Origin of the sequence: Nocardia sp. NPDC006982, assembly GCF_042869435.1 — a bacterium.
Taxonomy (GTDB): domain Bacteria; phylum Actinomycetota; class Actinomycetes; order Mycobacteriales; family Mycobacteriaceae; genus Nocardia.
Genome location: NZ_JBIAFV010000006.1, coordinates 516086 through 528852, shown reverse-complemented (window position 1 = coordinate 528852; position 12767 = coordinate 516086). Strand labels below are relative to the sequence as shown.

The 12767-nt window shown below is 67.2% G+C and carries 6 protein-coding genes; 4 read left to right on the top strand and 2 right to left on the bottom strand.

The window, feature by feature from the left end:
• Positions 1–67 precede the first annotated feature (67 nt).
• From ACFYOW_RS26555 to ACFYOW_RS26545, 3 genes are all read left to right on the top strand, one after another.
• Positions 68–697, top strand: coding sequence for a GNAT family N-acetyltransferase (locus tag ACFYOW_RS26555; protein ID WP_387292247.1), 630 nt, complete (start codon positions 68–70; stop codon positions 695–697).
• A gap of 112 nt (positions 698–809) precedes the next feature.
• Entirely contained in the window at positions 810–7178 is a 6369-nt protein-coding gene (locus ACFYOW_RS26550; protein ID WP_387292245.1) for a type I polyketide synthase, read from the top strand.
• A 73-nt stretch (positions 7179–7251) separates the two neighbouring features.
• The gene (locus ACFYOW_RS26545; RefSeq protein WP_387292243.1) at positions 7252–8676 is read left to right on the top strand and encodes an aminotransferase class I/II-fold pyridoxal phosphate-dependent enzyme; all 1425 of its coding nucleotides are present in this window, start codon (positions 7252–7254) and stop codon (positions 8674–8676) included.
• A 164-nt stretch (positions 8677–8840) separates the two neighbouring features.
• Here ACFYOW_RS26545 and ACFYOW_RS26540 read toward each other — a convergent pair whose 3' ends face one another.
• Positions 8841–9710, bottom strand: coding sequence for a class I SAM-dependent methyltransferase (locus tag ACFYOW_RS26540; RefSeq protein ID WP_387292241.1), 870 nt, complete (start codon positions 9708–9710; stop codon positions 8841–8843).
• Positions 9711–10022: 312 nt separating this feature from the next.
• Entirely contained in the window at positions 10023–11744 is a 1722-nt protein-coding gene (locus tag ACFYOW_RS26535; protein ID WP_387292239.1) for an MFS transporter, read from the bottom strand.
• A gap of 125 nt (positions 11745–11869) precedes the next feature.
• Here ACFYOW_RS26535 and ACFYOW_RS26530 point away from each other — a divergent pair, with 125 nt between their 5' ends.
• The gene (locus ACFYOW_RS26530) at positions 11870–12760 is read left to right on the top strand and encodes a sigma-70 family RNA polymerase sigma factor (protein WP_387292237.1); all 891 of its coding nucleotides are present in this window, start codon (positions 11870–11872) and stop codon (positions 12758–12760) included.
• Positions 12761–12767 lie beyond the last annotated feature (7 nt).

The window sequence follows — 12767 nt, the reverse complement described above, 5'->3', positions numbered from 1 at the left end:
TCCCGGAAATGTTGTACAGCCTACTGAAGCGGGAGCAGGGGCACGAGAGAGCGTTAGGATACGAGCGTTGAATCAGCGGGCCACACCGGTCATTCGCCGGGCTACCGAGCACGATATCGAGGAAATGGCCCGGGTCGTCGCGCGGGCGTTCGACGTCGACGACCCGGTCGAGGAGTACATCTTCCCGAATCCGGCAGTGCGCCACCGGCGGGCGCCGGACATGGTGCGCCTCATGATCAAGTACCGGTTCCTGCCAGCCGACGGTGCGGCAGTGGCCACCGTCGACGGCAGGATCGTTGCCGCGCTGCTGTGGCAGCCCCCCGGATACCGCGCTTCGCTGTGGCGAGAGACGATTTCGGGTGTGCTGCTGCTGAAGGCCATGGGCACTGCCACGCGCCGCGGCATGGACGTCGACGCCGCCATGGCCCGGGTGTCCCCGCCACAGCCGCACAGCATGCTGGTCTACCTCGCCTGTGAACCCGACTGGCAGACCTCGGGTGTGGGCCTGACCCTGGCCTCCTGGGCCGCCGCGGACGCCGACAAGCACGGCGCCACCGTCGGCGGGATCTGCAAGGACGCCAACTTGCCCTTCTACGAGGCGTTCGGCGGCGAATTCGTCACCAAGATCAAGATTGGACGTAAAGGTCCCGAGATGAACTTTGTACTGCGCCCGGCGGCGATAGCCGAAGCCACCTGAAGCTCGAGCGCAAGGGGAATATTGCGCACCGCGCGCGGCGGGTGGGTCCTGCTGTCCCACAACGTCCTTCTCGGGGGGGCCAAAGTTCGATCAGAGTTTCCGAGGAGTTCCAGTGTCTGACATTGCCATTGTCGGTATCGGCTGCCGCTATGCGGGCGGTATCGAATCCCCCCGATCCTTCTGGGATTTCGTGCTGAACAAGCGTGACGGGGTTGTCGATATCCCCGGTGAGCGGTGGGACTATCGCCGCTACTACGACCCGGACCGCCGCGCACCGGGCCGCATGTACACCAAGCGGGCCGCGTTCATGACCAGCGACCCATGGGAATTCGATCCCGACTTCTTCGGCATCTCCCCGCGTGAGGCCGCCGCGCTGGATCCGCAGCAGCGCCTCGCGCTCGAAGTCGCCTGGGAGGCACTGGACGACGCGGGTCTCGCGGGCCGTGTCGGCGGTGCGCCTGTCGGCGTCTACATGGGCGCGTTCACCATGGACCAGACGCTCACAGCCCTGGGCGGCCCGGCGCTGGCCCATGTGGACATGCACACCGCGGGGGGCGCCTCGTACACGATGATCTCCAACCGAATCGCGTACGCGCTCAACATGGTCGGACCCGCGATCACCGTCGATACGGCGTGCTCGTCGTCGCTGGTGGCCTTCCACCTGGCCTGCCGGGCGATCGCCGACGGCGACTGCGAGATGGCCCTGGCCGGCGGTGTCACAGTTTTGATGGCGCCGGAATACTTCATCTCCATGTGCAAGGGCGGCTTCCTGGCCGCCGACGGGCGCAGCAAACCGTTCGACGCCGCCGCCGACGGGTACGGGCGTGGCGAGGGCGCGGGCATCGTGGTGCTGAAGAAGCTGGCCGATGCCGAACGCGACGGCGACCGCATCTACGCGGTGGTCAAGGCGACCGGGTCGAACCAGGACGGGCGCACCACCGCCATCACCGTGCCGAACGCGGATCTGCAAGAGGCCCTGGCCAAATCGGTAACCGCGCGCGCGGGTATCGCACCGCACGAAGTGACCTATGTGGAGGCGCACGGCACCGGCACCGCGGTCGGCGACCCCCTGGAACTGCAGGCGATCGGCCGGGCGTATGGCGCGGTCGACGGGCGCACCGAACCCCTGGGAGTCGGGTCGGTGAAGGCGCAGATCGGGCACACCGAGGCCGCGTCCGGCATCGCAAGCGTGATCAAGTCGGCGCTGGCCATCTCGCATCGGACCATCGCCCCACAGGGGTGGCTGGACACGCCCAACCCGGATATCCCGTTCGCCGAACTCAACCTGGCACTGCAACTGGACCCGCGTCCCGTGTCGCCCGACGAGCGAATGACGGTCGCGATCAACGGTTTCGGCTTCGGTGGAACGAACGCCCACGCGATACTCACCGAACACCGGGCGGCCACCGGCACCCCGCATACCCCGGTTCATTTCGGAGTGCTGCCGTTGTCGGGCCGGACCGAGACGGCCGTGCGTGAGCTGGCGCGGCGGTTCGCCGAGCAGATCGCCGACGGCGCGGACCCCGGACTGCTGGCCGAGGCGGCCTGGACGCGGCGTCAGCACAATACGGTCCGCGCCGCGATCACCTTCGGTGACGATGCCGAATTGGTCCGCGGCCTGGTCGAATTCGCGGGCGGCGAAGGTCGGGTGGGGAAGGTGATTCCCCGCAAGGTGGCCGAACCGGTATTCGTCTTCACCGGCATGGGGCCGCAGCACTGGGCCATGGGGCGCGAATTGCTCACCGGTGACGGTACTTTCGCCGCCGAGGCGAAGAAGATCGACACGGTGTTCACCGAGATCGCCGGCTGGTCCATCATCGAGGAACTACTGAAACCCGAGGAGGAGTCCCGGGTCACCACCACCGCGGTGGCGCAGCCGGCCAACTTCCTGGTGCAGGTGGCGCTGTACGCGTGGCTGACCGAGCACGGCATCGAACCCGCCGCGGCGGTCGGGCACAGTGTCGGCGAGGTCGCCGCCGCCTACGTTACCGGGGTGCTTTCGCTGCGTGATGCCCTCACCGTCGCCTATCACCGGGCCCGATTGCAGGCCGTCACAGCGGGTTCCGGCGGGATGCTGGCAGTCGGTGTCTCCGAGCAGGCGGCGCTGGAACTGCTGTCCGGAGACGATCTGGTCGACATCGCCGCGATCAACAGCCCGAGTGGGGTCACCCTCGCGGGCAACGAGGAGCGGCTCGACGAGATCGCCGAAAAACTTGCCACCGAAGGTGTTTTCGCCAGACGACTACAGGTGGAGGTGCCGTACCACAGCTACCTGATGGAGCCGATTCTCGACGAATTGCGTTCCGCCCTGGCCGATCTGAAGCCCGCCGAGCCGACCGTCAAGCTTTTCTCCACCGTGACCGGCGCCGAGGTGGTCGGTCCGGACTGGGATGCCGAGTACTGGTGCCGCAACGTCCGGCAGCCGGTGCGGTTCGCCGACGCCGCCGCCGCACTGGTCGGCGCGGGCAGCCGCATCTTCGTCGAGGTCGGCCCGCATCCGGTGCTGGGCGCCAACATTCGCGAAATCCTCATCGGCGCGGGGGAAACCGGCACGACCATCGCCACCCTCAACCGCAAACAGGACGACGGCGTCAGCGTGCGGCAGCTGATTGCCGGACTCTACGCCGCGGGCGTCCTCGATATCGACGCGCTGTTCGCCTCCGTGCACGCCGGACCCACCCCACATGTCGAGCTGCCCCGCTACCCGTGGCAGCACAGCCGACTGCACGACGAGCTGCCCGCGTTCGCGCAGGCGCGCCACGGCACGGCCGGCTCGTATTCGATGCTCGGCGACCCCGATCTGGCCGAACCCCAGCACCTTTGGCGGACGCACCTGAGTGTCGCCGCGCTGCCCTGGCTCGACGACCACGTCGTGGGCGGCTCCCGGATCCTGCCCGGCGCCGCGTATCTGGACGCGGCACTGAGCGCCGCCGCGGCGCGCACCGGTCTTGTCGGCCCAGCGGGATCCGCGCGGGTGGCGGTGGGGGACGTGCGCTTCCTGGCCCCGCTCCTCATCGCCGACGGCGACGTGCCGGTGGTCGAGCTGCGGGTCGAGGAATCGACCCGGCGATTCACCATTCGCTCCCGGCCCGCCGACTCGGACCTGTGGACCGTCAATGCGACCGGCCGTCTGGTCGACGGAGCCTACGATCCGCCGGAGCGGGTGACGGTCCCCGATGCCGACGAATTGCTCACGGTGGATCCAGAATCGGTGCACGCCGCGATGGAGCAGAGCGGACTGCGGTACGGTCCGGCCTTCCGGCGGTTCACCTCGGTGCAGGTATCCGGCAAGACCGTGGTGGCCACCCTGGACGGGTCCATTGCCGCCGGGTCCGGCCACCTCGTGCACCCGGGTGTCGTGGACGCCGCAGTGCAGAGCATCGGAGCCCTGCGGGAGGGCGTCGGTCGCAACGGCAGCCCGATGGTGCCGGTCGCGGTCGACGGGGTGCGGGTGTTCGCACCACTGCCCGCCGCGGTGACCGTGGTGACCCGGCTGAGGGATCCGGACGCGCTGATCATCGACTACGACCTCCTCGATGCGCAGGGGCAGGTGCTCATGCAGATCATCGGACTGCGGCTGGGCGCGATAGACCCGGGCCGCAGTGCGCTGCAACGGATGACGGACTTCTTCTACGAAACCACCTGGGAACTCCGCGATCCCGTGGATACCTCGGCGCTGCCACCGACCGAGAACGTCCACACCCTCGTCGTCACCCTCGGCTCGGAGCCGAGTGCGCGGGCCGCCGACATCGCCTCGCTGACACCGTCGAACTCCAGCTTCACCGTGGGCGACCCGTCCCGCGAGGACCTGGAAACCGCTTTCGCGCAACAGCTTCGAGACACCGATCCGAATGCGGCGCGGCTGCAGGTGGTGGTGGTCGCCGGCACCGAATACGACGAATTGACCAACCTGTGGACGCTGCGCAGGCTGGCACTGACCCTGCACGAATACGACGACGAGCAGCACGGCGAAACCGGCAAACGACCGATGACCGGAGACGGCAGCATACACGCCACCGTCATTACCGAACGGGCCTTCGCGCATCCGGAAGCCGACCAGCCGCCGAACTCGCGGCATGCCACCCTGGCCGGTGCGCGACGGGTCCTGCTCAACGAACAGTCCGTGCTGCGCTGGCGTTTGGTCGACGTCGACCCGCAGACCGAGCTCGCCGACCTGGCCGCCGAACTCGCCATTCCCGGCGCGTTCACCTACGACCATGCCGACGAGGTGTACCTGCGCGACGGCCTGCGCTGGGTGCCGGTGGTCACCAGGACCCTGGAGGGCCGTCTCGACGCCCTCGATCAGGCTGCGCCCCTGGAGGATCCGGAAGCCAACTTCACCTTGGAGATCCCCAAAACCCGGGTGCTCTCACAGCTCGCTTGGCGGCGCTGCGACCGGCAGGAACCCGGCCCCGGCGAGATCGAGATCCGCACCAAGTCGATCGGCTTGAACTTCAAGGACACGATGAAGGTCACGGGTGTGCTCACCGAACGGCAGTTGGGCGCAACCTATTTCGGCCTCGAACCGGGCATGGAGGGCCTCGGCGAGGTGGTGCGGGTCGGACCGGGCGTCGAGGACTTCGCGGTCGGTGATTGGGTGGGCTTCTGCAAGCGCGGCATGATCCGGCGCTACAACACTGTGGACGCCGCCATGGCGTTCGGCACCCCCGTCGACAGTGATCCCGGAATCTGCAGCAACGGAATGGCCTTCTTCAGCGCCGAATTTTCGCTGCTGGAACTGGTCCGGCTGCGCGCCGGGGAGACGGTGCTGGTGCACGGCGCGGCCGGCGGTGTCGGCTCGGCCGCTGTGCAGATCGCGAAACGCCACGGCGCCACCGTCATCGGCACCGCCGGCACCGCCGAGCGCCGCGACTACGTGCTCGCCCAGGGCGCCGATCACGTGCTGAATTCGCGGTCGCTGAACTTCGCCGAGGAGGTTCTTGCGCTCACCGACGGGCGCGGGGCCGACATCGTGATCAGCACGACCCCAGGCGATCTGCTGCGCAAGAACTTCGACGCCGTCGCCGAATTCGGGCGGATCGTGGAGGTCGGCAAGACCGACAGCTACGACGGCGGGGTTCTGGACCTGCGGCACTTCGAAAAGAACGTGTCATACCACTCCATCGACATGGACCGGATGCTGGCGAAGAAGACTGCCGAATCCATGGCGATGTTGGAGCGCATCAACTCCGCAATCTACGCGGGCGAATACACGGCACTGCCGTACGAACGCTACGGCACCGCCGAGGTTGCGAAGGCATTCGACGAGGTCGCGCGCTCCACCAAGATCGGGCGCGTGGTCCTGGACCTCGGCGAGGCCGCACCGCTGGTCCGGCCGGCGCTCGGCGAGGTCGCGGTCGCGCCGGACGCCCAGTACCTCATCACCGGCGGCTTCGGCGGCTTCGGCCTGGCCGTCGGCCGCTGGCTGGTCGGCAAGGGTGCGCGGCGGCTGACCCTGGTGGGCCGGGGCGGAGCGAAAACCGAAGCGGCACAAGCACAGCTGCGCGCCTGGCAGGAGATGGGCATCGAAGTTGTCAGCGAGCGGCTCGACATTGCTGATTCGGAGGCCGTCACCGCGATGATCGCGCGGGCACACACCGCCGACCATCCGCTGCGCGGCGTCTTCCACGCCGCGGGCACCGTCGACGACAAACTCCTCGCCGCCATCGACTACGACAGCCTCGTCAAGGTCGTCACCCCCAAGGTGACCGGTGCCCGTGCATTGGTCGACGGACTCGCGGCGGCCGGTGTCACACCGGACATGCTCGTGCTGTTCTCCTCCGGCGGTGTGATTTTCGGTGGACCCGGTCAGTACACCTACACGGCGGCGAACCTGGCGCTCAATGCGCTCGCCGACGAGATCGTGCGCTCCGGCGGCACCGCACTGGCCATCGGCTGGGGACATATGCACGGCGCGGGAATGGTCGACACCGACACCATGGCCCGCTACCTTCTCAGCAGCGGTCTTGATACCATCGAAATGGACGAAGGTCCCGAATACCTCGAAGCCGCACTGCGACTCGGCCTGCACCACCACGCCGACATCGCTCCGATCGACTGGAACAAGGTCGTCGCGGCCAATGGCCTGTTCGCCGGCACCGGACGAGTCGAAGCGGTCATCGCCGCCTCCGTCGAAGACGATTCGGCCTCCGCCCAATTGGCCGCGGCCCTGCGGGAATTGGAGGTCGGCCAACGCAACGAGGTGGTGGCGCACATGCTCGCCGAGCAGCTGGCGACCGTCATGGGTGTGGCCGCGGAGTCGATCGACCAGACGGTGCCGGTGCCGGATATCGGCCTCAATTCGCTGATGACCGTGGAATTCTCCGCGCTGGTCACCAAGAATCTGGGCGTCGACCTGACGTCGGTGCAACTCGGCCGCACGTTCACGCTGGCGCAGGCCGGTGCGACGGTCGCCGCGATGCTGGTCGGCGAGACCGGCGAGGACGTGGCGGAACCGGTGGCCGAGGCGGTGCCCGCATGAGTGAACGCAGCGATCGAATGTACCCAGCCGAGTGCGCGCCCGGGGCGGCACCGAATGCCGGAGAGGTGGAGTTATGAGCGAGTCGGCTCGGGATCTGGCCAGGAAACTGTTGTCCAGCAGCAAGATTCCTGCTAAAGAGGGCAATGGGGTCGCTACGGGCGGCATCCGGGTTCCCAACGCGGGCGGCGGGAATGTCGTCACCACAGCCTCCCGCGCGTCCATCCCACCGCGCCCGGACCGTACCGTGCGCGGCCCCGGGAAGCAGTTCGCCGATCATCCCGGGGTGCTCGCGGCTGCGACGCAACGCGCGACGATCGCCGCGCTGACCGAGCACTCCGGCCTGCCCAGCCCGTATTTCCTGCCGCGGAACAGTCCCAACGACAACGTAATTCGCTCCGCCGCAGGTGAACTGGTGAATTTCAGTGCCTACAATTATCTAGGTCTGGCCAGTCATCCCCGAGTCGTGGAGGCCGCCACCTCGGCGTTGGGCGAGTACGGCGCCTCCGCGTCGGCGAGCCGGATCGTCGGCGGTGAGATCCCGCTCTACCATGAACTCGAGCAGCGTCTGGCCGGGATCTACGACGTCGGCGATGCGATGGTCACCACCAGCGGCTACCTCACCAATGCCGGTGTCATCGGATATCTGCTCGGCACGGGCGATGTCGCGTTCTGCGACACGCTGATTCACGGCAGTGTGGTCTCGGGTACTCAATGGGCGGGGTGCCGCCGAATCAACTTCCGGCACAACGATCCGGAATCGTTGCGCGTGGTATTGCGCACGTCGCGAGCGGCTTTCGACCGCGCGCTGGTGGTGCTCGAGGGCCACTACAGTATGGACGGTACCGTCGGCCGGGTCGCCGAACTAGCCGCTGTTGCCAGGGAATATGACTGCGCGGTCATGGTCGACGAGGCGCACTCGTTCGGTGTGTTCGGCGCGAGCGGTCACGGTATCCGCGAGCACTACGAGATGGCGGGCGCCGACGTCGACATCTGGATGGGCACGCTGTCCAAGGCCCTGGGCAGCTGCGGCGGCTTCATCGCCGCCGACGCCGACCTGATCGGGGCGATGAAGTCCAGCGCACCGGGCGTAGCGATGCTCACCGGGGCACCGGCACCGTCCGCGATCGCCGCCGCCCTGGCGGGTCTGAACGTGCTGGCAGACGAGCCCGAACGCCTGACTCGCCTGTGGGACAACACGAAACACTTCCACACGGCCCTACGCGAGCGCGGCATGGACCTGGGCGACTCCCAGCAGACCCCGATCTGCCCGGTCATCATTCCCGGTGAGATCCAGTGCGGTATCGCCTCGACGACGTTACTCGAAAACGGGGTCTACGCCCCCGCTATCGCCGCTCCGACCGTTCCGGCGGGAAAGGAGCGCATGCGCTTCTTCCTCACCTCCGAACACACCGAACAGCAACTGGATTCGACGGTCGACCTCCTCACCGAGGCAACGGCAACCCTCAACCGCCTGTCCGGCCCAACCGTCACGGGTTGAGCCTCGCCGAGCACAACCCGGTGGCCCTGCCTCCCCATCGCGACAGGGCCGCCGGGTGCGGTGAGTGATGGTGGATAGCTCCGGCCGAGATCGTCCCGTCGATGAACTGACAGGGGGCGTAGCCGGCTATATCCATAGGGTGGAGAGCCTTTCGTTACGGCGAGCTAGAGGCTTGATGGTGTGTGCTCGAGCCGCACCACCGCACTCCAAGGCGTCCGCGAATTTTCGATCGGCCCGTGGGGATCCGGCTGTGGGAAGAGCATGAACGGCTTCATGAACCAGGGCAGCCGGTGGAACCGGTGTGCCGCCGAGGCCAGCGGTTCCACCTCGTCGGCCGTCCAGCCGAGGTCGGCGAAGAAGCGCAGCGGATCGACCGGACCGAACTGCCAGGGGGCATTGGCCAGTAGTTCGGCGGCGGCTTTGCTCATCCGCTTCACAACCGCCTGGTTATTGACATCCAGTGCCCACCAAGCGATTTCAGGACGAACCAGCGCCGCGGCCAAGCTGGTGACATCGTCGTCGCCGAGGTAGTAGACCAGCCCCTCGGTGAGCACCAGCGCCCGCTGCGCACCCTCGAGGGCCTCGTCCAGGAACTGCCCCCGCACCTCGGGATCGGTGAGATCCACCGGCGTGCGGGTGAACGCGCAGCGCGGCGACTCCCCGTTCAGCAGCGCGTTCTTCTCGGCGACCAATTCGGGGAGATCTGCTTCTATCCAAGGCAATTCGCTGGGCAGATCCAAACGGTACGGGCGGGTATCCATACCCGCGGCCATATTGACCACCCGATCGCAGCCCTCCGCGATGGTCTTCAGAATCAGGTCGTCGATGAGTTTGGTCCGCGTAACCAGACTCCAGCCATTGCGCATCAAGCGCGGTGTGTGGGCCGCTATGGCGCGGCCCCGCTCCCCGGCGACTCGGTCCGCGAGGGGATCGTGAAAGAGGGCGTCCGGACGCGCGGATTCGGCGGCGCGGAAAGCGGCCACCCAGCGGGCGGTGTCGGAAACATTTGTAACAAGTTCACCGGTCTCGGGCACCAGTGCAGTCTGGCACAGCAAACGCTCAGAACCGCTCGAGTTCGTACAGGCGGGTGCCTGCGGAGTCGAAGACGACCGCGTGGTCGGCATCACGGAATTCGACTTTGTACGTGCTGCGGTTCGGGCTTTGGGTGACCACGAGGGAATAGCGTCCGGTCAGCGTCCGCCTTTCCTGAGATGACGCAGGTCATAGGGCCGCCGATATCGAGTGGTTTGCCAGCCGTCGCATCGGCCGCCGCTCGAGCTGAAGGTCTTGGTTCCGGTGGCGTCGGATGCGGTCCATAGTGCTCGTCCAGCACCGGCTGGGCCGTCTCAGTGCACGGCATCCGATGCAAGAGAATCCACGCCGGGCCAATTGGTTTCGGGTTCTGCGGTCAATCGGCGCGGGAGTGCGAACACACCTGCGGCGACGGCGACGAGAATGCCGATGGCCCACCACAGTGTTTGCGCGAACGTGCGAGACATGTTGTGCGCGTTGGCTTCTAGCCCCGCGTTGGTCAGCACTTGTTGCAGCGGCTCAGAGGACGGCTGTCCGGGTGCGGGCCGGCAGCTGGATGGAATGGCGGTGGGGTCGGTGGCGGCCGAGCGATCGTGTACGCAGGCGCGGAACTGGGTGAGTATCTGGTCTTGGGCGGAGGCCGGGATGTTCAGGTCGGTGAGTTGCTGTTGGAGGGCAGGGATGGCCGCGGCGGTGCCGTGGGCGGAGGTGTTGTCGATTTGGGTGAAGAAGAAGACTCCGGCCAGCGCGACGCCGAGCGCCATGCCGACCTGCTGGATGGTCGACAATTGTCCGGATGCGGACCCGGCATCGTGGCCGGGAACTCCGGACAAGATCAGGTCGACGGTGGGGGCGACGAAGAGTCCGAACCCGAATCCGCTGATCGCGAGCGGTGCGAACATCTGCGCGGAGGTGATGCCGGGGCCGTAGTGCGCGGCCAGATAGAGGTACAGCCCGAACCCGGCGGCATTGATGATCGCGCCCGCGAGCAGAACCAACCGCCCATACCGCGGCACGAACAGCTCCACACTGGTTCCCGCCCCCGCGGCAGCGGCTATGGCGAACGGCGCTGCGCTCAGTCCGGCCCGCAGCGGCGTCCAGCCGAGTCCCGCTTGCAGATACAGCGTCCACACCAGGAAGTAGCCGCCCAGGGCGATCCAGAACAACAGCCACACCGCCATACCGGTACTGAATGTGCGCTCCCGGAACAGATTCAGCACCACCAGCGGCGAACCGACCGTTTCGCTTCGGCGACGCTCATAGGCGACGAATACTGCGAGAACCAGCACGGCTGCGGCCATCAGCACGAAGGTCCAGACCGGCCAGCCGAGAGCGCGTCCCTCGGTCAGCGGATACGCCAGCAGCAGTACCGCGCCGATCGCGAGCACGGTGCCGATCGGATCCAATCGATCCGCCGTGGCCGAGCGAGACTGTCGCACCAGCACCATCGCCGCGGGAATCGCGAGCACCCCGACGGGCACATTGACCAGGAAGATCGGCCGCCATGCCCAGCCGAAAAGGTTGGCCTGCACCAGGATTCCGCCCACGATCAACCCGGCCACCGATGCTGAGCCGAGCACACCGCCCCAGATGCCGAGCACCTTCCCGCGCTCGGCGGCGGGGAACGATACGTACATGATCGCCAGGATCTGCGGGATCATCAGCCCCGCCGTCGCGCCCTGGACTATCCGTGCGGCGATCAGCCACGCCGGGCCCGGCGCGATTCCACATGCCAGCGATGCGAGCGTGAAAAGGGTAAGGCCGACGAGCAGGATGGTTTTGCGGCCGATCAGGTCGCCGAGTCGGCCGCCGGTGATCAGCATGGCCGCGAATCCGAGCAGATAACCCGACACCACCCACTCCAGATCCGCGTAGGGTGCGTTCAGATCGCTTTGGATCGTCGGCAGCGCCACATTCACGATCGTCACATCGAGTAGGTCCATGAACCCGGCCACCAGCAATACCACCAGTGCGAGCCAGCGCCGCCGGTCCGGTGTCGGCTCCAGGGTGGGGCGCAGTTCAGATGTCTCGCGCATCAGCTCGTCCTCCTGTCCGAGGTGGATCCGCGGGCGTGTCATGCCACCGCGGTTTCGGCCGTCATAGATATGACGGAGCACGACCCATCGACATGACGGACGAATCGGATGGAAGGAGACCGCCGATGACCGACGAGACCCAGTGGCTAGCGCAGCGCTTCGAAGACCACCGCGCCCACCTCGGCGCGGTCGCCTACCGCATGCTCGGGTCGGCCAACGAGGCCGACGACGCCGTTCAACAGGCATGGCTGCGGCTGGACCGCGCCGACACCGCAGGCGTGCGCAACCTGCGGAACTGGTTGACCGCAGTCGTCGCCCACATCTGCCTGGATATGTTGCGCGCCCGCAAGGCCCGCCGTGAAGACCCGGTCGGCGCGCTACCGACCGAGTTGCCCGCCATCCCCGCGGACAGCGTGAATCCGGAAGAAGAGGCGGTGCTGGCTGACTCGGTCGGGCTCGCATTACTGGTCGTGCTCGACACCCTTACACCCGCTGAGCGGCTGACTTTCGTACTGCACGACCTCTTCGATCTGCCATACGCCGAACTCGCGCCCATCCTCGGCCGCACCCCCGCCGCGGCCGCACAACTGGCCGCCCGCGCCCGCCGCCGCGTCCGTGGCGCACCTGTGGCCGAGACCGACCGCATCGCCGATGAACGTGTGGTCGTCGACGCCTTCCTGCAGGCCGCCCGCACCGGTGACTTCGACGCACTGATAGCCGTACTCGACCCGGACGTCGAACTGCACGCCGACGCCGTCGCCGCCCCCAGCGGACACTCGATCCGCATGAGTGGCGCCCGCCGCGTCGCCTCCAGCGCCCTGATGTTCTCCAGCCAGGCCCCCTACACCCGCCCCGCCCTCATCGATGGCCACATGGGCCTGGTCGTTGCCCCCAGCGGAAACCTGAACCTACTGCTGGCCTTCACAATCACCGCCCAACGGATAACCACCATCGACATCATCGCCGACCCGACCCGAATCGCCGACATGTCCCTCGCCGTTCCCGAGGAGTCGTAAGTCCGCG